Here is a 23,457-nt window from a genome sequence, read left to right as displayed (position 1 = left end):
TTTCAAACCTATAGACATGAAATCATCCAGAAGAAACTTCCTCCATAAGGCCGCTATTAGCACAGCAATGGCTGCTACTCCACTTGCAGGTTTTGGTGCCACTTTTGAAAAAGCCATTGACAGAACACCGAAAAGTTCCTCTCCGTCAGACCTCAAGATTACTGACATCAAATGTGGGTATATCCGGAATGGAGGAAGTCTTTTTGTCAAAATTTATACAAATCAAGATATTATAGGTCATGGAGAAGGAGTAGATGCAGTGGCAGGCACCTATCATTTGGTAAAACGCATGGGTAATTTTATCAAAGGTCAGAGTCCACTAAATGTTCATCGACTTTTTGAGACTATAAGAAAGGCCGGTTTCTTTCAAGGTGCACAAAGCGGAATGTACCTTGCCGTGCTTACAGCTATTGAGACAGCACTTTGGGACCTTGCCGGAAAAGCATTGGGACTTCCCGTTTACCAACTACTGGGAGGTAAGTTTAGAGATAGTGTAAGAGTATACATGGATACAGCCCTTTATCAAAGTCGGTTGCCCAAACCAGAGGACTTTGCGGCCGCAGCCAAAGAAGCTGTAGATATGGGTTTTACGGCTGTTAAATTTGACCTGGATCAAGCTAATGATCCCAATAAGTATGATCGTTTTAACTGGACAGCCTCACCAGCCGAGCTTCAGCGAATGTACGATCAAATGTCCGCCACGCGTGAAGCCGTTGGCCAGAAGATAGACATCTGTGCAGATATGCATGGCCGGTACGATGCCATCACTGGCGAGCGAGTGGCCAAGATGTTAGAACCTCTCAACCTCATGTGGCTGGAAGAACCAGTTCCTGCAGAAAACACAGATGCCTATAAAAAAATTACCGCCAGTACCTCTACACCAATTTGTGCCGGAGAAAATCATTACCTCACGTATGGTTTCAGACCATTGCTGGAGGCAGGTGCGGTAGATATCATTATGCCAGACCTTCAAAAATGCGGTGGCTTGGGTGAGGGACAGCGAATTTCAAACCTAGCAAATACTTACTACGTGCCGTTTGCTCCGCATATGGTGGCCTCCTATTTGGGAGCAATGGCCTCAGCTCATGTTTGTGCTTCTGTTCCCAATTTTATGATCATGGAATGGCAGATCTATTTCCATAAAAATAAAATGTTCCAGGAGATTGTCCATTTTGAAGGAGAAGCAGTAGAAAATGGGTTTATACGAGTAAGAGATATTCCGGGAATAGGTGTGGAGATAAATGAAGAAGGCATGAAAAAGTATGCACAGGAAGGAGTTCCATTTTTTGAGTAATGAAAAGCTTCAAACCGTTTATATAAATGGTCTATTCATCAAAACTCATTTATACTTACTTTTGCCTAAAACCAAACCCCGGAACTATGAGAAAATTATGGACACCTTTTAATGCCTTGCTTTTATTATTCATTGCTTCGTTTTCTGCGGCCATGGCCATGGAGACCAGTAATAAGAAAGGCGAATTGATTGCCGATTTTGAAAGAGCAAGCCTGTACACTGCCGAATATATGGAGGCTATGCCGGCTGAAGATTTTGGCTTTAAGCCTACTGAAGACGTGCGTTCTTTTGCACAGCAATTCCTACATATTGCAGGAGCCAATTATTTCTTCGCAAGCATGATAGCAGGTGTAGAAAACCCTAAAGATGGTATTGAGTTTGAGAAACTTGATGAATATCAAAGCAAAGAGGCTTGCATGAAGGCTGTGAAAGAGAGCTACGATTTTATCATCGAAACTTTAAAAGGACTTTCTGAAGAAGAATTGGCAGAGCAGATTAAGCTCTTCAATCAATTTGACATGACTAAAGGAGTAGCCTTCTCAAAGGCTTTTGAACATGGCGTTCATCATCGTGGTCAAACGACCATTTACATCAGACTTAAAGGTATTACTCCACTAAGCGAACGCCTCTTCTAGACTAGAAGAATCTTGTTCCCGAATCCTCATGTTCAAGCATGAGGATTTTTTTTGTCCTTAAAGAGACATTTTCACACTTTTTGGCGTTACCTATGTTGCCAAATTGAATCAAGACAAATTGAAAAAGTTTCTTATTGCCATAAGTATCTGTATTTCAGCTTATAGCTACGCAACAGAGGTGCCAACTACCCTTACACAAAAGTCGCCTCCGCGTATCATCAGAACATGTTGTGCTTTTGGTGCAGATTTAAAAATGACGGCTGTACCCTTTAAAAAGTACAGCGATGTTTCTGCTGTAGATCAGCTGGGGAGTCACGTTTATCTAGGTTCACCGTCAGAAGGAAATGGCATTATTTATACCCGTCGTGGTGGTTTTATCGATTTAGGGCATCTGAGAGACCAAGCCGACTGGACAGCGTATCTTTTTAGTACCATTCTATCAAATGAAGGGAAAGAGCTCTACCTCAACCTTGGCAATGAAGGTGGTTCTAAACAACTAACATTGAGAATTCCCGAGAAACTTGCACGTGAGGATGCCGCCAGGCTGGCCGCCAAAATATCTTTTGATCTGTCTGTGTGGCATGAGATCGCTACTTTTTATGGAGCATCTACAGTTCCGTTAATCCCTGAGAGGTATTCTGCGTTTAGCATGGAGGATGCCTATTCTAATATGACCGGTGCCATTTTAGGTTTACAGGCGGTATTGTCTACGGAACCGTATGAAGAGGCCATGACATCGCTCATAGAGAATTTATTGATTGACCTTGAAGCCGTAGAGGCCTTTGACGAAACCATTGCAGCCATGGAAATGGTGAAAGAGGACTGGTGGACCGATGCTTACCGGTTGCCCAGCAAAAAGGTACTCATGAAAAGAGATTTTGATATGGCAGACTGTCAATTGCCATGGATTATTGACCATCCCGAATATTCCGCTGAGCCTCTGACAGTATGCCTTGAAACCTCCGATACTGAAGGCATTCCCCTGGACGAATATTATGAACTGAACATTAAGCTCAATTTCAAGTTCCCGGTTAAAAAACTATTTTCTGAGGCGGAAAGTCGCCAAATCAGCCAAAAGGATTTTGGAAGATTAATTGAAAATGCTGCTCAGAAAAGCTCATTTAAGCCTCAAAAACGTCGAAAATTGAGATTTCAGGCTGAAACTGCTTAGGAGGTATCAATCAAAGTAACCAGATCACAAGGCAGAAATACCACTCTTCATTTCTCTATACCATTCATGTACTTTGTATAGCATAGTACCTTGTCAGCATGCTATCTTTGAAATGTCAAAACGATAGAACGGTTCTATCACAAACATTAAAATATTACTTATAAACATAAAGACATGAAAAAGTTATTCAGAATTAAAGGAACAGAAAGTATGTTGGGTGGTGTAGCTGCTGGTTTAGCAGAGTATTTAGACATCGACGTAACAATCGTAAGAGTGTTATTCGCATTAGGGTTCTTCACTCCGTTTCCGGTGATCATTACCTATATCATACTATGGATAGTGATGCCAAAGCAAGAGCACTACCAGCTTTCTACAGGAACTTATGAAAATGAAGTTTAGGGTTTAGTTTACGTACTTTTCGTAAACGTTAGGATTGAAAATCACCGGAGGTTTCTCCGGTGATTTTTTTATGCCTCTTTCGGGATGATAAAGGCCATTAGAAGATAAATGATAATTGGTGAGCCCACACCTAGGAAGGTAATCACCGCCCATGCCACTCTTATCAGGGTTTTGTCTACACTGAAGTACTTTGCCAGCCCGGCACATACCCCAAATACCATAGCCTCAGATCCTATGGCTCTTTTTAGTTTATTAGAAGAAGTGGTCATACGCTTTATATTTTGAAATTATACCGCAAAACTCTCCCCACAGCCGCATGTTCTGCTAGCATTTGGGTTTTTGAATTGAAAACCCTTTCCATTCAGGCCATCAGAAAAGTCTAATTCTGTACCTATGAGATAAAGGATACTCTTTTTGTCTACAAAAATTTTGATGCCTTTATCTTCAAAAATTTGATCGGTGTCTTTTTCTTCAGCATCAAATTCCAGATCATACATTAAGCCCGAGCATCCACCGCCATGGACAGCCACTCTTATGCCGTGACTACCATCTTTACCTTCTTTGGCTTTCAGTTCTTCTATTTTATTCTTCGCTGTCTCCGTTACCGTAACCATTATTTAATTATTTTGCTCCGCAATTATTATTCAAAATCTAAACCTAGGTACCCTTTCAAAAGTTCATGGCACTGCCACTCTACAAAAAGTCAAAACTCGAAAAACTATTTCCCAGGTCTGATTCAGATACTAATTTACAAAATTACAATAAGATTCGTTCTGAATTACAAACAGGTGACTTCCTATTTTTCTCGGGTGACCACTGGCTATCTTCACTTATCAGAAGTAGATCACGCTCTGCCTGGAGCCATGTCGGCATTGTGATTAAATTGGAAGAGCTAGACCGTGTTTTCCTGGTAGAGTCTGTCTTGGAAAACGGTATACGAATGGTACCGATGTCTTTTGTCTTTAAAGATTATGATGGAGCCGGCAAGCCTTACGTAGGTCGTGTGGGCTGGGCCAGACATACAGAAATAGGCTCTGACCCTAAAAAGCAGCGTATCATTAAAGAGTTTTGTTTAGATAATCTCACCAAACAATACGACCGTGCCGAATATTACCGCATTTTGTGGAGGTCGTTTACAGGTTTACGTGAGATATTTGAAGACGACAAGTACACCTGTGCAGAGTTTATCAAAGCCGCTTTTGAGAAAGTCAATGTAGAACCACCACGTGAGTATGGGTATTTCATCTCCCCCGGTGCCTACTGGCGTATGGAGGAGATGGAAATGATGTCTGATAGACTGCTCATCTAGGTTATTTTTTGAACAGTTTTCGTACAAGAGTTTCCCCTGATGAGGTATTGAAAACCATGTGATAAAGACCTGATGGCAAATCATTGACCAGGAATGTTCTTTGCGAAGCATCCAGATACTTCAAAAGTTTGCCGCCGGCATCAAAGACCGCGATTGACTTCAATGGTACTTTCGAATAAACTTTAATACTGGAGTCTGCCGGATTTGGATAAAGCTTTAGAATGGTATTTCCTGAGCTTGTTCCCAAGGCAGTTTCTTCTTCCTCTTCTTGCTCCTCCTGTTCTTCTTCCTCCTCTTCCTCTTGTTCTTCACCAGCTTCGGTTAATTCTTCAACCTTCAAATTCCAAAGCTGAATATTTCCTGTGCTACCGCCCATATCAAAAGCCCATCTGGCCTGTGGGTCATCAGCCTCAGTCATCAAGAAAGTATATTCAAACTGCTGCTCATTTTCCGTTAACGTAAAAGTGGAGAATCCACTGTAGCTATCCCATGGTGAAACAGACCTACCCAGATAAGTAGAAAAACTAAAGTCTACATCTGCCTGGGCTGTAAAACTTACGAAGTATCTTTTGCCTTTTTGCAGAGCAATATTCGGCTGCTGAAACTGTACATGCCAGCCCTGATCAGAAGCCTCAGAAATAGCAATCTGTGCTTTATCTTCTGACGCCTCAAAAGTGGCTGTCGCATCACCATTGACAGATAAACTCCAGTTGTGAGTGCCAGCTGAGAAATCAGAAGTGTAAATAGGTTTACGTGTGGTTTCCACAGCTTCAGGAAGTTCATCTGTAAGAAGGGCGTCTACCAGACCTTGATTATAAGTGCCATTTTGAGGATTATAAATCCCAAAACCTGCACTAAACTCCCAGTACGCCCAACTGAATCCCTGCTGCTCAAACCACCTGGCCAGAAACGCTGTCCACAGCTCACGACTCTTGCTATCTGCTTTGCTATAAGCACCGAACTCTCCAATATGAATGGGCAGGTTTTGCTCGGCAGCATAATTGATGGCATAAGCAAATTGACTAATTACTGCTTTCTGCTCCAGATCTGTATTTTCCCATTTTGTACCCAACCATGGGTCGGCATTGGTCACCCACTCTGCTCCTTGATGTGTAAACTGAAACGGCTCATAGTAATGTATAGTAAGAATAAGATTCGGGTCTTCAGGAATCAACAATTTGGGCAAACCAGCAAGGCCACCATACTCTGCAACACCGATCAGCACCGCTCTGTCTGGGTTTTCTACACGAATTACATCTAAGGCATCCGATAGAAATTCATTCCATAGTTCGGGCGAGAGGTTACCATGAGGTTCATTAAGAATCTCAAAAATCAGATTCTCATCATAATCTTTGAAAAAAGCAGATATCTGCTCCCAGTTTGCCAGAAAACGATCTTTACCTTCTACCGGCTTCTCAAACAGATCGTTATGATGGTGCATATTGATCACAATCATCAGATTATGCTTATAGGCCTCATCTACCACATGCTTGACTCTATTCATAAAAGAACCTTCAATGGTATAAGGAGCTGCAAAACTCATTCGCCCATCGGTTTCCCAAGTAATGGGAAGACGCACGTGAGTAAACCCGAGATCTGCTATTTTTTGAAAATAATCATCCTGAAAAGGATTTCCCCAGGCAGTTTCTGAAGGAGCCTCAAACATGTTCCCCATGTTCATGCCCTTACCGAGTTTTTGATTGAGCTCAAAAATTTGCTGTGCAAAAACATTTAAACTCAAAGCCAACAGCACTACCAAAAATACACTTCTCCTCATCTCGGCTTAATTTTCTTTGATTTTGATATTTCTAAACCAGACACCTTTAGCCCAGTCTTGCAGAGCTATATGACCGGAAGTAAAGGCTCCAAATCCTTGAAAATGCTGAAAACCTGTAGCGGCTATCATCTTTCTCCATTCATCTGTTTTCAGGTCTTGTTCGGCCGTTTTAACGCCATTCAAATAAAACTCAACCACTCCGTCTTGTTGAATAATGCGACCCTGATTCCACTCACCGGCAGGTTTGTGTTCTACAGTATTCAGGTTAGGCTTAAAGCCATATAAACAAGCCGCCCAGCGGGTAGAATCTTCCAGATATTCTGCATGAATACCCAGGTTATCCAGCAACTGATACTCAGGACCGGTAGTCCAGGCTGTTGGGTATTTCTCTTCCTCCTGTACATTGATAAATACTCCTGAATTACCTGCTTCGCTTATTTTCCAGTCGAAAAGCAACTCATAATTTTCAAAGCTTTGATCTGTCAACAGATCACCATGAGCTACCTCAAAGGTATCTGGTTTACAGAATAGCTCTCCGGCATCAGTTACCACCCAGGCAGAAGCCGTATCTCCGGCATTATACAAATGCCAGCCGTTTGTGTCTTTCCCGTTAAAAAGCAACTGCCAGCCGTCATTTAACTCTTTTTCGCTAAGCGTATTGAGTTTATTCTCGGTTTGGGTTTCTTCGTCAGCAGAAGGCTGACACGCCATATTCAGTACCAGAAGGGCACCGAAAAGCACTAGTTTTTTCATTTAATTTTTGATTTAGGTCAATAGGTCTCGCAAGCTAATAAAATACTTATGGAACATCATGGCTTTACCTTCAAGCTTCAGTTTGCCCTCTCCTCAGAAACCTTAATTTTCCTTAATTACGAAAATAATCGTAGATAAAACTTGCATCTACGAAACTTATCGTATTACATTTGTTACGAAATCAATCGTAGATATGAACAAACCAACAGAAGCAGAGTTAGAAATACTTCAGGTATTATGGGCACAGGGGCCGTCATCTGTAAGAGAAGTCAATACGGAGCTGAACAAAACCAAAGATGTAGGCTACACTACCACGCTGAAGATCATGCAGCTAATGTTAGGCAAAAACTTAGTAAGCAGAACGGAGCAAGGGCGTTTTCATATTTACGCTGCGTCAGTCAGTAAAGAGGATACTCAAAACCAGCTGCTACGCAAATTTGTAGACAGCACCTTTGGTGGCTCCACCATGAATTTAGTAATGCAAGCTCTGGGTAATCATACTGCCTCAAAAGAAGAGCTGGATGAAATCAAAAAATTACTCAACACTTTGGACTAAATATTCAAACTCAAAACTATTACAATACAAATCATGAATAAGCTACAATCATTTCTTGAATCAAATCTGGCATCTACGCTAGGTCAGACTATGCTGCACAGTTTATGGCAGGGACTGCTCATAGCCGCCATTTATTTCCTTGCAGTAAAACGTTTTAAATCTGCTGAAGCAAAGGCCAATTTTGGTCTATCTGCTTTACTCATGCAAGTTATGGCCTCAGCACTAACGTTTGCCTTGCTCTTTCAATGGAGTTCAGCTAACTACAATGTGGAAACAACCACCGGAAATTTTGGCAATGCTATGAATGCCATTATTTCTACCAACACATCACAAAGCTTACTTGAGGCGATCAATTCTAATGCTCACTGGCTTTTTGCCGGCTGGCTAGTTGGATTCAGTTTCTTACTCCTAAAGCAACTCGGAGGTATGTTCTATATTCAGCATCTGAAAAGTACAGGTATCATCGGTCTCTCCGATAAGGCAGAAAATGCCTTTCATACCATTGCACGGAAAATGGGAGACTCCTTACCTGACCTACGTATTCAAGAGTCTACCAGAGTACAGACGGCCATGGTCCTAGGACACTTGAAACCAATGGTTCTCCTACCGGTTTCACTGGTTTCCGGACTAAGTCAGGATCAATTGGAACTGATCATTGCACATGAAATAGCTCACATCAAACGAAACGATTATCTGCTAAACCTTTTACAAACTCTAGCCGAAAATCTATTTTTCTATCACCCGGTTTACTGGATGATCAGCTATCAGATCAGAGAGAACAGAGAGCATACCTGTGACGACTGGGCGGCAGATCTCACCGGTAACCGTGTCTTACTAGCCAAAACACTGGCTCAGATTCAACTAAGCCAACAGCACCCAAGTCTGGCTATGGCTTTTGGCAAAAAGAAAATGCCTACACTTAGCAGAATTCAACGTTTACTGGGTATTTCTCCCAGACAGCAAAAATTGAAGTTAGTGGCTATTCTGCTTATGCTGGGTGGTATTTTAACCATGAGTTTTGTTCAGTCAAAAACTGAACAATTACCAGAAGTTGATACAGAAGTCATTGAGCTGAACACTCCAGTTTCTGAACCTATTGCAGAGCAAAACGAAGACATTCATGTTGTTTTCAGCGATAGTTTGATTGAAGGCAAAAAAAGAATCAGTCAAACGCTAACCCATCATATCAGCGACTCACGAATTTATGTCAAAACGGATGATCATGAGATTGAAATTACCGAAGACCGCATTCTGATTAATGGCAAAGAGCAAGACCTCAGCCCGGCAAAGAAAAAAGAACTGAAAGAACGTTTTGCTGCGATGCGAGCAGCAGCGGCTGAAATGGAAACGCATACCCAAGGACTGGAAAAAGAAACCAGAGTCATTCAGACTATCCATGAGGAATACACTTCAGACATGGACCCTACAAAGAATCCTAATTTTCAGAAATACCTTAAGGAAATAGAGGCTCAAAGTGGCAAAATTTCAGCTTATGCTTTGGAGTTTCAGAGGGAGATAGAAGAATTAGACCCTGCTGCTGCCAACTATGAACAGGAAGTAGAAAAGCTCTCTAAGAACTTTGAAAAGAAAGTAGAAGTACAAGAGAAACGTATGGAAGAACTAGAGGTAGTAATGGAAAAGTTTGAGAAAGATATGGAGGAAATGGAGATTGTTATTGAAGAACGTATTGAGGGGCCGATGCGAGTGGTAGAGGAAAAAATCAAGATCAAAGAAAAGAACATCGAAGCTGCCGCCAGAAAAATGGAACTACAGCATCAGGGAATCCTAAATCTACTTCCGGCTGAGATGCGAAAGGAAATTGATGTGGAGTTACCTCCAAGACCTCCGAAACCACCAAAGCCTGCAAAACTGGCAAAGCCACCGAAGCCAGCTAAGCCTGCGAAAGCGGCGAAGCCGGCCAAGGCTCCAAAGCCGGCAAAAGGTCCAATCCCTCCGCCTCCACCACCTGCCAAGCCTACACCTAGTGTACCAGCCGCCGATTAAGAAGAACAAGCCTCGCACCGAAAAGCGGGGCTTATTTTTTATAGTTTTAAGGAATGGAAAAACTGCTTCATGAAATCAGTAAATGTACCATTTGTGCAGATCAATTGCCTTTTGGCAGTAATCCTGTGGTTAGGGCCTCAGCAGAGAGTCAAATAGTGATTGTTGGTCAGGCACCAGGCAGAAGAGTTCATGAGTCCAATATTCCGTGGAATGACCCCAGTGGTGACAGACTACGCGATTGGTTGGCTGTGAGCAAAGAGCAGTTTTATGATACCAAGCTTTTTGCCCTCATCCCGATGGCATTCTGTTACCCGGGTACCGGGAAGAACGGAGACAATCCACCACCAAAAGCTTGTGCTCCGCAGTGGCATGTGCCCTTGTATGATTCATTAAAAAGCAAGCCATTTACCCTTCTGGTCGGGCAATATGCCCAAAAGCATTATTTACAGAAGAAGGTCATGAGAAATTTGACTCAGACTGTACAGGGCTATGAAGAATATCTGCCTGACTTTTTACCGCTACCACACCCTTCTCCGCGGAATAATATCTGGATGAAAAAGAACCGCTGGTTTGAGGAAGAAGTGCTTCCTGTTTTGCAACAAATTATACACCATAAAATCAGTAACCATGGCCAATAGCGAAACTCAAGTTAAATATGTTCTAGACCAGCTTGATGAGCTGGGAGGCGTCACTGCTAAAAATATGTTTGGAGGTACAGGCTTCTATAAAGAAGGTGTAATGTTTGGCTTAATGGGTGCAGATGTTTTTAGGCTACGTGTTAATGATGATACCAAACCAAAATACATAGCATCTAGTATGGAGCCATTCAGACCATATCAAAAAGGCAAAGGAATGCCCTATTACGAAGTACCCTTAAACATTCTTGAAGATCCCTCCGAGCTATGCCTTTGGGCCAGAGAAGCCTGGGAGGTGGCAGTATCAGCTAAGAAATAACATTATTTGGGTAAACACGTTTGAGAACGACCTGATCAACTACTGTTTCACGAGTTACTTAAGGTAAGTAGTCTCCCAGTTTTCTCCCATTGTATTTAATTAAAGACTTACCACAAAAGCAACTCTTCCTCCAGATTCCACATCATAGGCAGGTATTACAAAACCATCACCCCTGTACCAATGCTGGAGAATCCGACCATTAACATCAAAGTCAAGTTGGCCGCCTTATGGGCTTCGGTTACCTTCTGTTATCTCTACGGAGATTATTTTGAGTTGTATACTCCCGGTAAGGTTGATAGCTTGCTCACAGGTGAAAATATTCTTGACAGCCCGTGGTCATTATTAATTGCTTCTTTTATTCTTGCAATCCCTTCTGTTATGGTTGCCCTATCTATTCTATTGAAAGCCAAACTCAATCGTATATTGAACTTAGTATTTGGACTCATCTTCACCTTTATGATGCTTTTCATAGGGTTCAACTCCTTCACCGAATGGTATGGCTTCTACGTCTTCCTCGCATTTTTAGAGAGTGCCCTTACCTTACTCATCGTTTGGTATGCTTGGAAATGGCCGCAGGTGAAGTAGATTGATAATTTTATCTATCTAAATGTTACTCAGAAAATAACATCACCTAGTTCTTGAGAATGGTTAACTTCAAAAAAACTACTTTATTGAGAATGAGCCTTTGGCTGTCACATGGCTTAAAAATCAGTCGTACTTTTATGTGCTCATAAATTCAAATCTTTCTAGTTCTTTTACCACCAATGAATCTGAATCAAATTACAGTACCGGCCCTCAACCTGTCTCAATCCGTTCCTTTTTACCAAAAGCTCGGTTTAAAGCTAATAGTTGATGATATCCCCAACTATGTGAGATTTGAATGTCCTGAAGGTGATGCCACTTTCTCAATTCAGCAAACCGATCGTTTACCGGAAGGTGATGGGATTCATGTATATTTTGAATGCAAAAACCTTGATGAAAAAGTAGATCAACTGAAAGGTATGGGGTTCATATTTGATCAGGAACCCAAAGATCAAAGTTGGCTGTGGAGAGAAGCTAAACTCAAAGATCCGGATGGAAACGTCATTATCCTCTATTTCGCGGGCGAAAACCGTCTAAACCCACCCTGGAGAGTCAAATAAATTGAAATACTTCTCATAGCACACCGACCTACACATACATCTATGGATTGTTCATACCATCATTAGTTTCACAGAAATTATCCGCAAATTAGTGTACTCAAAAACATATTTTGAGCATCATCAACACCTATTGAATTATGAACAAAAAGCTATTTTTAGTCCTTTTCCTATGTTTTATAAGCACTTTGGTTTGTGCACAGATTAGAAAAGAACCTCTCAAAGTTGGCGTGGTGGGTTTAACTCATACACATGTACACTGGATTTTTGGGAGTTGGGAACGTGGAGATATTGACATCGTTGGTATCGTAGAGCCAAATATGGAGTTAGCAGAGCGATATGCTAAACAACACCAGTTTTCAATGGATATGGTTTACAGCACCATGGACGAGATGTTTGAGGCAAAAAGCCCGGAGGCCGTGACTGCTTTCGGCACCATTTACGAACATCTGGAGGTAGTGGAAGCTGCGGCACCACTTGGTATACATGTCATGGTAGAGAAGCCTTTGGCAGTAAACATGGAACATGCTCTAAGAATGCAGGAATTGGCTGAAAGGTACCAGATTCAATTACTGACAAATTATGAAACAACCTGGTATCCTACCACGCATAAAGCCTACGAATTAGCTAAAGAACAGAAAGCTATTGGTGAGCTTCGCAAACTGATGATTCACGACGGCCACAAAGGCCCAAAAAAGATTGGCATCAATCAGGAATTTCTGGAATGGCTAACAGATCCCGTTCAAAATGGTGGTGGTGCAGAGGTAGATTTCGGTTGCTACGGAGCTAACCTCCTCACCTGGTTTATGGAAGGAAAACGACCAAATAGTGTAACAGCCATTTCTCAACAGCTTCAGCCTGAAAACAATCCAAAAGTTAATGACGAGTCCATCATTCTCCTGCAATACGACAGCACTGTGGCTGTCATTCAAGGGTCATGGAACTGGCCTATCGGCAGAAAAGACATGGAAATCTATGGCGAAACAGGCGTTATATATGCGGATAACCGACATGACTTGAGAATTAGGATTTCTGAAGGCTACGATGGTTTTAAAGAAGAAAGTTTCAAGCTTGAGGAACGCAAGGCACCTTTTGATGATCCCTTTGCCTTATTGGCAGCGGTAGTTAGAAATGACATTGACCTTAAGCCTTATGATCTAACCGCCCTTCAGAATAATATGCTGGTTGTTGAAATTCTGGAAGCAGCTAAAAAAAGTGCTGAGCTACATCAAACTGTGCTCTTGAAATAGAATCTAGTCCTCAATATTCTACCTAAAATTATCATTTGCCACATTTGCCTTTTAACTAATTAAAAGACAATACTTCGGCAATAAACACTTTTGATTAGCACTATATTCTGAAAAGCATTCACTTTTCGTAAGAACTAATGGTTTGACAAAAATCATTTCGTAGATTTTGAGCTTAAAACCTATTACTAGAAAGTTCTGAAATAATGAACTTAAAATTTCGTCAAATACATTATGAAAAAACTCTTACTTCCCTTTTTTGCGTTAATCAGTATTTTGAGCTATGCTCAAGATAAGGCCACAGAACTGGCACATAAATACATTATCACGGATGGTCATGTAGACCTTCCTTATCGTTTAAAAGTTAGAAACTTTCAACTCACCAAAGAATACGTTGGCATTCCTATCTCCTCGGAGAATGGTGATTTCGATTTTGAAAGGGCCAAAGAAGGTGGTCTTGATGCACCGTTTATGTCCATCTACATTCCTGCCAAATATGACCAACCAGGCGGTAAGGCTCTTGCCGATAGTCTGATTGATATGGTAGAGTATATTGCGAAGCAAAACAAAAAGTATTTTCAGGTGGCTCATACCCCTGACGATGTCAAAAAGGCCTTTAAGAAAGGAAAAGTGGCCTTACCAATGGGAATGGAAAACGGAAGCCCAATAGGCAGCTTGGAAGACGTTGGCTATTTTAGAGATCGAGGTATAAGCTATATCACACTTACTCACAGTAAGGTCAATCAACTTGGTGATTCTTCATATGATACTACCCGTACATGGAACGGGTTAAGTCCGTTTGGTGCAGAGGTGGTACAAAAAATGGCTGAAGAAGGCATTATGATTGATATTTCCCATGTATCTGACAGCACATTTTATGATGTAATGGACATCACTCCTATTCCGGTAATTGCTTCTCACTCTTCGCTTCGTCATTACACTCCAGACTTTGAGCGTAATATGACCGATGAGATGTTACTCAAAATCAAAGAAAATAAAGGTGTGGTAATGATCAATTTCGGTTCAACGTTTATTGATGGTAGTATCGTGGAGGTCAGAAATGAATTAAGAAAAGAAATGATGGCCATGCTTAAGGAAAAAGACCTTGGTTTCAGAGATCCTGAAGCACAGGAGCTTATCAAAGAGTTTGGACAGCAACACCCCGAAATGTACAGTGATGTAGATATGGTGGTCAATCATATTGATCGTGTGGTTCAGATAGCCGGAATAGATCATGTTGGATTCGGTTCTGACTTTGACGGCGTGGGCGATTCATTGCCTACAGGCTTGAAAGACGTTTCTGACTATCCGAACATCTTAAAGCTGTTACTAGAGAAAGGTTATTCTGAAAGCGATATTGAAAAGGTTTGTTCGGGCAATCTATTTAGAGTTTGGCAGGCTACTATAGACTACGCGGCAGCAAACTAAATCTTGATTGAGGCGTTTGATGACTTTCTTAGCTCATTGAACGCCTCAATATTCTCTTTGATCTTCATAGGACTCAAAGGCTACGTTCGCCAAAGCTTTTTTTGCGAAATTGGTTAAATATTAACCAAACCTATGAAACAAACAAAATACACCTTCCTCTTTATTGCTCTTCTATTGCTTGGTCAAAGTTGTTCTCCAGAGAAAAAACAAAGACCAAATATACTTTTCATCATGGCAGATGACCATGCCTACCAGGCCATTTCTGCTTATGATTCTACTTTGATACAAACACCCAATATAGACCGTATAGCCGATGAAGGGATGTTATTTACCAATGCCTGTGTCACTAACTCTATCTGTGCTCCTTCAAGGGCAGTTATTCTGACTGGAAAACACTCACACTTGAATGGTAAAGTTGACAATGTCTTTCCTTTTGACACCACTCAAATGACTTTCCCGCAGCTATTGCAGGAAAATGGTTACCAGACAGCCATGTTTGGTAAGCTGCATTTTGGGAATAACCCTAAAGGATTTGACGAATTTCAAATTTTGCCTGGTCAAGGCCGATATTATAATCCTGAGTTTATCACCAAAAAAGAAGGCAAAAAGACCATTAAGGGATATGTAACAGACATTATTACAGACCTCACACTTAACTGGATGCAGAATGAACGAGATGAAGATAAGCCCTTCTTTATGGCATACCTGCATAAAGCTCCTCATAGGGAATGGTTGCCCGCTGAAAGACATTATAAAGACTTTACCAAACGTACGTTCAAAGAGCCGGAAACACTCTTTGATGATTACAGCGGCCGAGGCTCTGCTGCCCACCAGGCAGAAATGAACTTGCTAACCCACATGAACTGGGCAGGTGACTCTAAAATATACCCTGATGTAATGGATCAGCTAGGAATACCAGAAACTGCCGGATGGGACAAAGGGGCTTTTGATCGAGAAGTAGGTGCTATGAATGCTGAGCAAAGAGCTGCATGGGATAAAGTTTATGGACCCATTAATGAGGATTTCATAAAAGCTTATCCTTCAATGAGCCAGGAAGATAAAATGAAATGGAGATACCAACGCTATATGCAGGATTATCTCGGTTCTATAGCCTCCGTAGATGAAGGTGTAGGTAAGGTTCTCGATTATCTTGAGGAAAGTGGTCTGGCAGAAAACACCATTGTTATTTATACTTCTGACCAAGGCTTTTATCTTGGAGAGCATGGCTGGTTTGACAAGCGATTCATATATAATGAGTCATTCAAAACTCCATTATTAGTCAAATGGCCCGGCACAATTAAAGCTGGGAGCGTCAATACCCAAATGGTGCAGAATCTCGACTTCGCACAGACCATATTAGCTGCCGCAGGAGTAACTGCCCCAGCAGACATGCAAGGTGAAAACCTCATACCGTTATTTAAAGGCGAAACGGAGAATTTCAGAGAAGCTGTATACTACCACTATTATGAGTACCCGGGAATACACATGGTGAAACGTCATTATGGTATCGTAACAGAAGATTATAAACTGGCCCATTTCTATTATGATGTAGACGAATGGGAACTCTATGACCGCAAAAAGGACCCGAAAGAACTAAAGAATGTTTATAATGACCCAGCATATGCAGATGTGATAAGTAAGCTAAAAAATAATCTGACTGACCTACGAATTCAGTATAAAGACTCTCAGGAACTGGATGAGGCCTACATAGAGAAATACCGAGAAAAAGGAATTATAACAGAATAATAAACAAAAGATTGACCTGAAAGGATAAACTTTTATACATTTGCATCGTACACGATATAATCGCTAACGAATGAATAAGACATCAACATTTCAAAACATTGCCAGAATTATCCTTGGCTCATTTATGGTCTTAGCCGCCATAGGGCATTTTACTTTTCAGAGAGAAGAGTTTCAAGCTCAAGTGCCAGAATGGCTTCCATTCAGTAAAGATTTTGTGGTTATAGCCTCTGGTCTTGTAGAAGCAGGCCTAGGTTTAGGAATGATCTTCTGGAAAAAACAACGCGTTTGGGTAGCCATAGCCCTGGCTACTTTCTTCGTGCTGATCTTTCCTGGTAATATCGCTCAGTATGTAAATGGCACCGATGCCTTCGGTTTAGACACAGATCAAAAAAGACTGATTCGTTTGTTTTTCCAACCTGTCCTCATCCTCTGGGCTTTATGGTCTGGCGGTGCTATTCCTTTTCTTAAACATAAATTATCAAAATAATGAGTTTATACGATTTTGAAGCCAATACCATAAAAGGTCAGAAGAAATCACTGGCCGAATTTGAAGGTAAAACAGTTCTCGTAGTTAATACAGCAAGCAAATGTGGCCTGACACCACAGTTTGAAGGTCTAGAGAATCTGTACCAAAAGTATCAGGAGAAGGATTTTGTCATCTTAGGATTCCCATGTGATCAATTCGCCAATCAGGAACCAGGTAACTCTGAGCAGATTGAAGAGTTCTGCCAGCTTAACTACGGCGTTTCTTTCCCTATGTTTGAGAAAATTGAGGTCAATGGAAAGAATACCCACCCCGTTTTTAAGTTTCTAAAAAGCAATCTGGGAGGTTTGTTTGGGAGTAGAGTAAAATGGAACTTCACGAAGTTTTTGGTTGATAAAAATGGTAAGCCTGTGAAAAGGTTTGCACCAACTACCAAGCCTGAAAAAATTGACCAATACCTTCAAAAGATGCTATAAAATATGCCTCAGGAAGAAGTTTCATTATTGCTGGAAGACCAGCTGTGTTTTCCATTTTACGCTATTTCAAGGCTCATAACTCAGCAATACGCTCCATTTCTGAAGCAACTAAACATCACCTATCCTCAGTATTTGGTTTTGATGTTGCTATGGGAGCATGAGGAGCTCAGTGTAGGTGAAATTAGCCAACGATTGTACTTGGAAAGCAATACGCTTACACCTCTACTAAAACGTATGGAGGCTAAAGGGCTGCTCACTAGAACAAGATCTCAGGAAGATGAACGTAAGGTCCTAATCAGCATTACTTCCACGGGCTCTGCTTTAAAATCAGAAGCGGAATGTATCCCTCAGAGTTTGTTTCAGACTTTTGATAATGATCAAAGTTCGGCCAAAGAATTTCACTTATTGAGAAAAACACTTCAACAGATCATACAAACACTAGACACTTCAGTTGCATGATCTACTGTATTAAGAGTCCGACAATTTCGATTAGCTCAGTAATCCTTGTTATTCAGAAAAAGATGGTGGCAAGAGCGCCTCTTTTGTGCCCCATCTTTTATTTGGCTTACTACTCATCTCTAAGGTCAATTTACCACCCTTCACAAGCGTTTCATGTGGGATCCAAGACTTCTTCCAGCTTTTGCCATTCAGCATGGCCGAACGGATGTAAACATTCTCAGAAGAATTATTCATTGTCTCAATAGTGAAAGACCCTCCTGGATAGTAGTCAGGATTTAAGTCAATAGTAATTTTGTCAAAAACTGGACTACCTAGTTCATAAAAAGGTTCGGGATACGTCCCTCCGTTCACAGAGAACAAGCCTGTTTTCATCAAGACAGCCAAACTCCCCATTAAGCCTTGATCTTCATCCCCGCTGTAACCCAGATCAGGGCTCAGGTCACTGTATACCTTCTCCACCACTTTTCTTCCCCAATATTGCGTTAGCCATGGAGCACCGGCATAGTTAAAAAGGTAGGCCGTCTGAATACTCGGCTGGTTGCCATAATTAATTTTTACTCTTCTAAAATCTTCTACCAGTTCCTGGTCATGAGCTTCACCAGACACAAAATCATGCTTCTCAGCAGATTCAAAAGCTCGATTCAATTCACTCACAAAGATATTTTCGCCACCAAATAGACCGATTAATCCTTTGACATCATGCGGTACAAACCATCTGTACTGAGCAGCATTCCCCTCTTCCCAGCCATGGTCATATTGTAATACATCAATAGGCTGAACCCAATCTCCATCAAGATTTCTGTTCCAAAAATGCTTAATGCTTTCGTTCCAAATTTTCTTATAGTTCTGAGACCTCCACATAAAATCCTGATAGTCCTCTGACTTTCCAAGTTGGTGAGCCAGCTGTGCCAGGGCATAATCCTGGTAGGAATACTCCAAAGTCTGGGTGGAACCATCCATATGAAATCCATACTTAATTTTACTCAAAGGATGCGGCACATAACCCCTTTCTATATAAAACTCTATCCCTCCACCTTTAGTAGTGGTATGCTCATAGCCTGCCTTACTCATCATTCCACCTGAGAAGTGATTTTTTCGCAAGCCTTCATATATCTCCTCAGTATCAAAACCTCTAATTCCTTTCAAATAGGCACTTACAATAAAAGGCGTGGTGGCAGCTCCGGTCATGACATAAGTATAGTTCCCGCCGGAAGGTCCTCTAGGAACCAGGCCACCGTCCTTGTACATTAAAAGCATAGAATTCACAAAAGACTCTGTAACCTCCGGATAGACCAAATGCCATAAAGTATTGATAGTCCACTGTGCTCCCCAAAATGAATCAGAATTATGGTGATTAAACTTAGGTTTCCCAGAGGCATCAAGCGGGATCTGGCCAGCTCGTGGATAATCGCCCGTGTAATCAATATATTTTCCATTGACATCTGATACGATTCTTCTGCCTTGAAGAGCATGCCAAAGATCTGTGTAGAATCGACGTTGCTGCTGTTCAGACCCACCTTCTACTTTTAGTCTACTCAATAGGCTGTTCCATTGCTCCTGGCTTTCTCGTACGCATTGTTCAAAATCCCAATAGGGCAATTCCTCATCCATGTTCAGTCTTGCCTGAGTAGTGTTCACATATGAAATAGCCACTTTCATCTTTCTTTTTTCTCCCTTTTGAGTGGCAAAACTGACATAAGCACCTATTTCTTTACCTTCTATAAAATCATTTTTAAACTCTTGTTCTCTTCCTCTTTCCCATCCCGAAATATGATCGAAGGGTTTATCAAAACGTGCAACAAAGTAAATTTTTATTGACTTCGGTCGTCTGATGGTAGGCCCCATCACTGCAAAGCCCTCAATTTCGGTATCGCTTACTTTTTTCACATACCCTCGCTCGGTAGCAGAAGGGCCAAGATGAGTAGTAAAATCAAATAGAATATGACTATAAGTGGACTCTGGAAACGTATACTGATGAAAGCCAACCCGGCTAGTAGAGCTCAGCTCAGCCGTAATACCATAGGCATCTAATTTTACTTTATGATAACCTGGCTGAATAATCTCTGTATCATGACTAAAAGGCGATCCATACGCATCTGAGCCCTGCTCTCCATGAACTTCTCCAACCACCGGCATCACCGGAATTCCTGATAGCTGCCAACCATGAACATGGCTAAAACACTTTATACTATCCTTATGGTATCGGTAACCGGCATTCCAGTCAGCATTTATGGCATTATCAGGACTTAAGTTTACCATGCCGAAAGGTCGGCTGGCAGAATTGAAAAAAAACCACCTGGAATTGGCGGCATCCAGCTGTGGATAAACAAGGTCAACGGGTCTTTTTTGGGCAGAAGTAATGTGGACACATAACACCAAAAAGGTGATGAAAAGATTCTTCATGTATAGGAAAAGATTGTATTGGACTCGAAATTAGTTATTTAAATGAGTCTTCTGAATATATTCATCTACTTTCTAAACCATTTAAACTTCTTCCTCACTTCTTCAATCCATCGTTGGGCTATCAGATAATGTCCTCTGTAAGTTGGGTGAATTCCATCCCAAATCCAGTATTCATAATTGGGCGATCTAGCCTCCAGAAATAATGGTTGAAGATCTATAAATACTGCACCTGTTTTCTTCGCTACATGTTTTGCAGCAGCATGATATTCTTCAAACAAATTTCCATGGCTATCATATAGTAGCCCATGCTTTTTCTTAATCGGAATAAGGAAGGGAGACATTATGATTAGTTTTAAATTGGGGTTCTTTGCCCTTGCCTCCATGAGAATTTTAAGGTAGTGTTTCTCAAAATTCTCAGGTGTACAACCCTCTCTATTTTCAGTAACTTGGAAGTAAAAATCATTGATACCGACCATTACCGCCAACACCTCGGGGTTTAGGCTTATACAATCCTTATCCCATCTACTTTCAAGATCCAGAACCGTATTACCACTAATTCCTCTATTGAAAAAGTCGAGACCATTAAGTGGGTATTCAGCACCTAATTGCGAAGCAATATTGAAAACAAACCCATGCCCAAGAATATGGTTAGGATCTTCATTTCTGCCTCTATTTCCATCGGTGATTGAGTCTCCTATAAACAAAAAGCGTTTGGCCGGACTATCCGTATGACTCTGCAATGCCAGACCGCCCATATTTGCAGCTAGAAATGCTCTTCTGTCCACTGGTTAATTGTTTTTTGAAGAATCACTTTCACTCTTTACACCATCATAAACAGACTTTATATTGGCCATTTCTTTGATCAGAAAGCTTTGTAGCTGCTCGTTAAAAGCCGCTTTTTGATCTTCAGGAAGACCCGCGTAATACTCCTTTAGCTCTTTATTTATTGCCGCCTTTTCAGCTTGGCTGGCAGCATTCATGGCTCTGACGTGATATTTCTTAAAATCGAAATCCATTATTTCTGTTTGTGTTCTTTTTCAATTAGGGCCGCAAGACGTATTCCAAAGTCAACCATACCTTTTATCTCTCCCACTCCACTGTGCCTTTCTTTGTCCATGATTAAGAGGCCACCTTTACCGTTTGACTCTAAATGGTAGTAATTATTACTCTCAAAAAACAAAACGAGTTCATCAGTAAAAAACCTTCTTATACCCCTAATGTTCTCTCCTCTCAATGTAAACCTTCTTGCAAAATCCCGGAAAGACTTAAACTTAATTTCTTTATAGGCACTGAGGTATTGAATTCGCTCGTAAAAATCGCCTTTATCAAGGGTGAATGCCGGTATCTTTTTACCCGTGTTTATGTAGAGCATTGTAGCATGCAGCTCTTCTTCCAGAATAAATGCACCTTCAGAATACTCAATATCAAAGAGTTTGAAGACTTTCTTTTTGTCCTGACCAATATTATAAAGGTGATCTACCTGACGGGTTTTGAAATAATCAAAATCTCTAAGGAAGAACATATGATAATCATTGGCAATGGAGAAATTCCAGTTCTTGTCTTCCATAAATTCGGCAATGGCCCTCTGTCTTTTTGTTTGAGACTCTGTTTTGACAAAAGGCACAAACTTGAGTGCTCTCCTTAGAGCAAAAGGATGCGAAGATTCTGCACTATGAAGGTCTAAGCCTACTACTTCAAATTCCCCTCCATTTTTATCAAATATTTGTTCGTAGTCCCATAGATTTTCCATCACAGTATGATCTACAAACTGGCATTGCAAAAAATCTACAACTACCCTATCTGAGGTCTTTACTTTGTCAATTACACTTTTTAGTCTGAAGAAGTTAACAAAAGAAGAAAAGTGTTTAACCGTAATATGAAGCTTACCATCTTCTTCATTAAAGGTTTCAATATTATCAGTGGTAAAATTATGGAAAAACAGCTTAACATTCTTAGTCAAAACTGCATGAACCAGTATGGTTGTAACGATACCCGTAGCGATTCCAATAATGAGGCTGGTCAAAAGAGTGGTTACAAGAGTCACCAAAAAAATTAGCAGCTGCTCACGGCCAATATCACTAATCTTTTTCAAGATAGCTGGCGAGGCCAATTTATACCCTGTATATACCAGTATAGCCGCTAAAGCAGGAAAAGGAATATATTCTAATTGCTCTTTAAAGAGCAAAATGAAAACAACCAAGAAAGCCGCATGAAAGAAATTGGCAGACCTGTTTGAAGCATTATTATTGACATTTACCGAGCTTCGGGCTATAACTGTTACCACATTCAACCCACCCAAGAAGCCCGAGATCACCGTGGCCAAACCCAGAGCTTTTAGATCCTTATTTACCTGAGACTGCCTGCGGCGAGGGTCTAATTTGTCAATAGCTTTGATAGACAACAACGACTCAATACTCGCAATCAAGGTTATGGTAAACACCGCCATCAAAAAATCTGCATTCAAAACTTTTGAGAAATCTGGCCTCGGAAAAGAAGACAATACGTTATCGGGAATACTCACCAGATATTCCTCCGAAATAGGATGTACCACACCTGCCCTACTCTCATAAATCTTGGCAAGGGCAATAGAAATAAGGACTATCCACATCGGAGCCGGCACCAACTGAAAATACTTGTTTCTGATTCTGGAATAAAAAACCATAATCAGTAAGCTGCTGACTCCGGCGATGCCTGCGGCATGTTTTGAAGAGTCTGTAAAACAGGAAATTACAGATTTAGGAATACTCAAAAGAAGTTCTAAAGGTGAACCTGAAGCCTCTAGGTTACCAACCATAATGTGGAACTGCTTAGAAAGTATGATAATACCAATAGCAGCAAGCATTCCTTGTATGGCAGAACCCGGGAAAAAGTTTGATAATTTGCCCAGATTCACAAAAGCTAAAATGGCAATAAAAGCCCCTGAAATAATTATGGCGGCCAAGGTATATAGATAACCTTGGTATATATCCCCTTGACCTAAAACTGTAATGGCTCCAAGGACCGCGACTACAAGCCCATTTCCCGGCCCAGCAATAGTAACATGAGAGCCTCCCAAAATGGATACCACAATACCACCTACAATCGCAGCAATCACACCAGCTACCGGAGGAGCACCGGAGGCTAAAGCAAGGCCCAAACCAAGTGGCAAGGCAATAAGAGATACGACTAATCCTGCAAAGATATTTTTGGCAAGATTGTCGTTAAAAAAAGTCTTTAGGGTCAT

General features: G+C 41.1%; 25 protein-coding genes. 17 read left to right on the top strand and 8 right to left on the bottom strand.

Annotation, left to right across the window (positions count from 1 at the left end; all coding sequences use genetic code 11):
* Positions 1–16 precede the first annotated feature (16 nt).
* From ACUXV0_RS17010 to ACUXV0_RS16995, 4 genes are all read left to right on the top strand, one after another.
* The gene (locus ACUXV0_RS17010; RefSeq protein WP_446190776.1) at positions 17–1,294 is read left to right on the top strand and encodes a mandelate racemase/muconate lactonizing enzyme family protein; all 1,278 of its coding nucleotides are present in this window, start codon (positions 17–19) and stop codon (positions 1,292–1,294) included.
* Positions 1,295–1,380: 86 nt separating this feature from the next.
* Entirely contained in the window at positions 1,381–1,929 is a 549-nt protein-coding gene (locus tag ACUXV0_RS17005) for a DinB family protein (RefSeq protein ID WP_446190775.1), read from the top strand.
* Between the two features lie 118 nt (positions 1,930–2,047).
* Positions 2,048–3,100 (top strand): DUF4056 domain-containing protein, encoded by a 1,053-nt coding sequence (locus ACUXV0_RS17000; protein ID WP_446190774.1) that lies wholly within the window; start codon positions 2,048–2,050, stop codon positions 3,098–3,100.
* A gap of 174 nt (positions 3,101–3,274) precedes the next feature.
* The gene (locus ACUXV0_RS16995) at positions 3,275–3,499 is read left to right on the top strand and encodes a PspC domain-containing protein (RefSeq protein ID WP_446190773.1); all 225 of its coding nucleotides are present in this window, start codon (positions 3,275–3,277) and stop codon (positions 3,497–3,499) included.
* A 68-nt stretch (positions 3,500–3,567) separates the two neighbouring features.
* On the opposite strand, the gene ACUXV0_RS16990 is transcribed toward ACUXV0_RS16995, so the two are convergent.
* A complete protein-coding gene (locus tag ACUXV0_RS16990) occupies positions 3,568–3,768 on the bottom strand; it encodes a PspC domain-containing protein (protein ID WP_446190772.1) in 201 nt (66 codons plus the stop codon).
* A gap of 18 nt (positions 3,769–3,786) precedes the next feature.
* The gene (locus tag ACUXV0_RS16985) at positions 3,787–4,113 is read right to left on the bottom strand and encodes a HesB/IscA family protein (RefSeq protein ID WP_446190771.1); all 327 of its coding nucleotides are present in this window, start codon (positions 4,111–4,113) and stop codon (positions 3,787–3,789) included.
* 65 nt (positions 4,114–4,178) lie between these two features.
* On the opposite strand from ACUXV0_RS16985, the gene ACUXV0_RS16980 reads away from it, so the two are divergent.
* Positions 4,179–4,808: a YiiX/YebB-like N1pC/P60 family cysteine hydrolase gene (locus tag ACUXV0_RS16980; protein ID WP_446190770.1), complete on the top strand. Its 630-nt coding sequence runs from the start codon at positions 4,179–4,181 to the stop codon at positions 4,806–4,808.
* Between the two features lies 1 nt (position 4,809).
* On the opposite strand, the gene ACUXV0_RS16975 is transcribed toward ACUXV0_RS16980, so the two are convergent.
* Positions 4,810–6,585 carry a cellulase family glycosylhydrolase gene (locus ACUXV0_RS16975; protein WP_446190769.1) on the bottom strand — a complete coding sequence of 592 codons (1,776 nt, stop codon included), beginning with the start codon at positions 6,583–6,585 and terminating at the stop codon, positions 4,810–4,812.
* Between the two features lie 6 nt (positions 6,586–6,591).
* Positions 6,592–7,338 carry a 3-keto-disaccharide hydrolase gene (locus tag ACUXV0_RS16970; protein ID WP_446190768.1) on the bottom strand — a complete coding sequence of 249 codons (747 nt, stop codon included), beginning with the start codon at positions 7,336–7,338 and terminating at the stop codon, positions 6,592–6,594.
* Positions 7,339–7,531: 193 nt separating this feature from the next.
* Here ACUXV0_RS16970 and ACUXV0_RS16965 point away from each other — a divergent pair, with 193 nt between their 5' ends.
* The 12 genes from ACUXV0_RS16965 (at position 7,532) to ACUXV0_RS16910 (ending at position 17,831) form a co-directional block, all read left to right on the top strand.
* Positions 7,532–7,894, top strand: coding sequence for a BlaI/MecI/CopY family transcriptional regulator (locus ACUXV0_RS16965; protein WP_446190767.1), 363 nt, complete (start codon positions 7,532–7,534; stop codon positions 7,892–7,894).
* Positions 7,895–7,927: 33 nt separating this feature from the next.
* Positions 7,928–9,898 carry a M56 family metallopeptidase gene (locus tag ACUXV0_RS16960; protein WP_446190766.1) on the top strand — a complete coding sequence of 657 codons (1,971 nt, stop codon included), beginning with the start codon at positions 7,928–7,930 and terminating at the stop codon, positions 9,896–9,898.
* 53 nt (positions 9,899–9,951) lie between these two features.
* On the top strand, positions 9,952–10,536 hold the full coding sequence (locus tag ACUXV0_RS16955) for a uracil-DNA glycosylase family protein (protein ID WP_446190765.1): 585 nt from the start codon (positions 9,952–9,954) through the stop codon (positions 10,534–10,536).
* Entirely contained in the window at positions 10,526–10,852 is a 327-nt protein-coding gene (locus tag ACUXV0_RS16950) for a TfoX/Sxy family protein (RefSeq protein ID WP_446190764.1), read from the top strand. The genes ACUXV0_RS16955 and ACUXV0_RS16950 overlap by 11 nt, the downstream gene beginning before the upstream one ends.
* Positions 10,853–11,032: 180 nt before the next feature.
* Positions 11,033–11,437: a DUF6326 family protein gene (locus ACUXV0_RS16945; RefSeq protein ID WP_446190763.1), complete on the top strand. Its 405-nt coding sequence runs from the start codon at positions 11,033–11,035 to the stop codon at positions 11,435–11,437.
* A gap of 179 nt (positions 11,438–11,616) precedes the next feature.
* Positions 11,617–11,994: a VOC family protein gene (locus ACUXV0_RS16940; protein WP_446190762.1), complete on the top strand. Its 378-nt coding sequence runs from the start codon at positions 11,617–11,619 to the stop codon at positions 11,992–11,994.
* A gap of 137 nt (positions 11,995–12,131) precedes the next feature.
* The gene (locus ACUXV0_RS16935) at positions 12,132–13,241 is read left to right on the top strand and encodes a Gfo/Idh/MocA family protein (protein WP_446190761.1); all 1,110 of its coding nucleotides are present in this window, start codon (positions 12,132–12,134) and stop codon (positions 13,239–13,241) included.
* Between the two features lie 231 nt (positions 13,242–13,472).
* Positions 13,473–14,666 (top strand): dipeptidase, encoded by a 1,194-nt coding sequence (locus ACUXV0_RS16930; protein ID WP_446190760.1) that lies wholly within the window; start codon positions 13,473–13,475, stop codon positions 14,664–14,666.
* 132 nt (positions 14,667–14,798) lie between these two features.
* Entirely contained in the window at positions 14,799–16,412 is a 1,614-nt protein-coding gene (locus ACUXV0_RS16925) for a sulfatase family protein (protein ID WP_446190759.1), read from the top strand.
* Between the two features lie 70 nt (positions 16,413–16,482).
* Positions 16,483–16,899 (top strand): DoxX family protein, encoded by a 417-nt coding sequence (locus tag ACUXV0_RS16920; protein WP_446190758.1) that lies wholly within the window; start codon positions 16,483–16,485, stop codon positions 16,897–16,899.
* On the top strand, positions 16,899–17,372 hold the full coding sequence (locus ACUXV0_RS16915; protein ID WP_446190757.1) for a glutathione peroxidase: 474 nt from the start codon (positions 16,899–16,901) through the stop codon (positions 17,370–17,372). The genes ACUXV0_RS16920 and ACUXV0_RS16915 overlap by 1 nt, the downstream gene beginning before the upstream one ends.
* A 3-nt stretch (positions 17,373–17,375) precedes the next feature.
* Positions 17,376–17,831 (top strand): MarR family winged helix-turn-helix transcriptional regulator, encoded by a 456-nt coding sequence (locus tag ACUXV0_RS16910; RefSeq protein ID WP_446190756.1) that lies wholly within the window; start codon positions 17,376–17,378, stop codon positions 17,829–17,831.
* A gap of 48 nt (positions 17,832–17,879) precedes the next feature.
* On the opposite strand, the gene ACUXV0_RS16905 is transcribed toward ACUXV0_RS16910, so the two are convergent.
* The 4 genes from ACUXV0_RS16905 to ACUXV0_RS16890 form a co-directional block, all read right to left on the bottom strand.
* A complete protein-coding gene (locus ACUXV0_RS16905; protein WP_446190755.1) occupies positions 17,880–20,234 on the bottom strand; it encodes a GH92 family glycosyl hydrolase in 2,355 nt (784 codons plus the stop codon).
* Positions 20,235–20,299: 65 nt separating this feature from the next.
* Positions 20,300–21,019, bottom strand: a complete 720-nt coding sequence (locus ACUXV0_RS16900; RefSeq protein ID WP_446190754.1) for an SGNH/GDSL hydrolase family protein — start codon at positions 21,017–21,019, stop codon at positions 20,300–20,302.
* 3 nt (positions 21,020–21,022) lie between these two features.
* Positions 21,023–21,250 (bottom strand): hypothetical protein, encoded by a 228-nt coding sequence (locus ACUXV0_RS16895; RefSeq protein WP_446190753.1) that lies wholly within the window; start codon positions 21,248–21,250, stop codon positions 21,023–21,025.
* Positions 21,250–23,457: a SulP family inorganic anion transporter gene (locus ACUXV0_RS16890; RefSeq protein WP_446190752.1), complete on the bottom strand. Its 2,208-nt coding sequence runs from the start codon at positions 23,455–23,457 to the stop codon at positions 21,250–21,252. The genes ACUXV0_RS16895 and ACUXV0_RS16890 overlap by 1 nt, the downstream gene beginning before the upstream one ends.

The organism is Jiulongibacter sp. NS-SX5 (assembly GCF_052828545.1).
This window is presented reverse-complemented; position numbering and strand designations above follow the sequence as displayed.

Coding starts and splice junctions, on each gene's coding strand:
- ACUXV0_RS17010 (WP_446190776.1), top strand. CDS start 17: ATGAAATCATCCAGAAGAAACTTCCTCCATAAGGCCGCTATTAGCACA.
- ACUXV0_RS17005 (WP_446190775.1), top strand. CDS start 1,381: ATGAGAAAATTATGGACACCTTTTAATGCCTTGCTTTTATTATTCATT.
- ACUXV0_RS16995 (WP_446190773.1), top strand. CDS start 3,275: ATGAAAAAGTTATTCAGAATTAAAGGAACAGAAAGTATGTTGGGTGGT.
- ACUXV0_RS16990 (WP_446190772.1), bottom strand. CDS start 3,768: ATGACCACTTCTTCTAATAAACTAAAAAGAGCCATAGGATCTGAGGCT.
- ACUXV0_RS16985 (WP_446190771.1), bottom strand. CDS start 4,113: ATGGTTACGGTAACGGAGACAGCGAAGAATAAAATAGAAGAACTGAAA.
- ACUXV0_RS16980 (WP_446190770.1), top strand. CDS start 4,179: ATGGCACTGCCACTCTACAAAAAGTCAAAACTCGAAAAACTATTTCCC.
- ACUXV0_RS16975 (WP_446190769.1), bottom strand. CDS start 6,585: ATGAGGAGAAGTGTATTTTTGGTAGTGCTGTTGGCTTTGAGTTTAAAT.
- ACUXV0_RS16970 (WP_446190768.1), bottom strand. CDS start 7,338: ATGAAAAAACTAGTGCTTTTCGGTGCCCTTCTGGTACTGAATATGGCG.
- ACUXV0_RS16965 (WP_446190767.1), top strand. CDS start 7,532: ATGAACAAACCAACAGAAGCAGAGTTAGAAATACTTCAGGTATTATGG.
- ACUXV0_RS16960 (WP_446190766.1), top strand. CDS start 7,928: ATGAATAAGCTACAATCATTTCTTGAATCAAATCTGGCATCTACGCTA.
- ACUXV0_RS16955 (WP_446190765.1), top strand. CDS start 9,952: ATGGAAAAACTGCTTCATGAAATCAGTAAATGTACCATTTGTGCAGAT.
- ACUXV0_RS16950 (WP_446190764.1), top strand. CDS start 10,526: ATGGCCAATAGCGAAACTCAAGTTAAATATGTTCTAGACCAGCTTGAT.
- ACUXV0_RS16945 (WP_446190763.1), top strand. CDS start 11,033: ATGCTGGAGAATCCGACCATTAACATCAAAGTCAAGTTGGCCGCCTTA.
- ACUXV0_RS16940 (WP_446190762.1), top strand. CDS start 11,617: ATGAATCTGAATCAAATTACAGTACCGGCCCTCAACCTGTCTCAATCC.
- ACUXV0_RS16935 (WP_446190761.1), top strand. CDS start 12,132: ATGAACAAAAAGCTATTTTTAGTCCTTTTCCTATGTTTTATAAGCACT.
- ACUXV0_RS16930 (WP_446190760.1), top strand. CDS start 13,473: ATGAAAAAACTCTTACTTCCCTTTTTTGCGTTAATCAGTATTTTGAGC.
- ACUXV0_RS16925 (WP_446190759.1), top strand. CDS start 14,799: ATGAAACAAACAAAATACACCTTCCTCTTTATTGCTCTTCTATTGCTT.
- ACUXV0_RS16920 (WP_446190758.1), top strand. CDS start 16,483: ATGAATAAGACATCAACATTTCAAAACATTGCCAGAATTATCCTTGGC.
- ACUXV0_RS16915 (WP_446190757.1), top strand. CDS start 16,899: ATGAGTTTATACGATTTTGAAGCCAATACCATAAAAGGTCAGAAGAAA.
- ACUXV0_RS16910 (WP_446190756.1), top strand. CDS start 17,376: ATGCCTCAGGAAGAAGTTTCATTATTGCTGGAAGACCAGCTGTGTTTT.
- ACUXV0_RS16905 (WP_446190755.1), bottom strand. CDS start 20,234: ATGAAGAATCTTTTCATCACCTTTTTGGTGTTATGTGTCCACATTACT.
- ACUXV0_RS16895 (WP_446190753.1), bottom strand. CDS start 21,250: ATGGATTTCGATTTTAAGAAATATCACGTCAGAGCCATGAATGCTGCC.
- ACUXV0_RS16890 (WP_446190752.1), bottom strand. CDS start 23,457: ATGACCCTAAAGACTTTTTTTAACGACAATCTTGCCAAAAATATCTTT.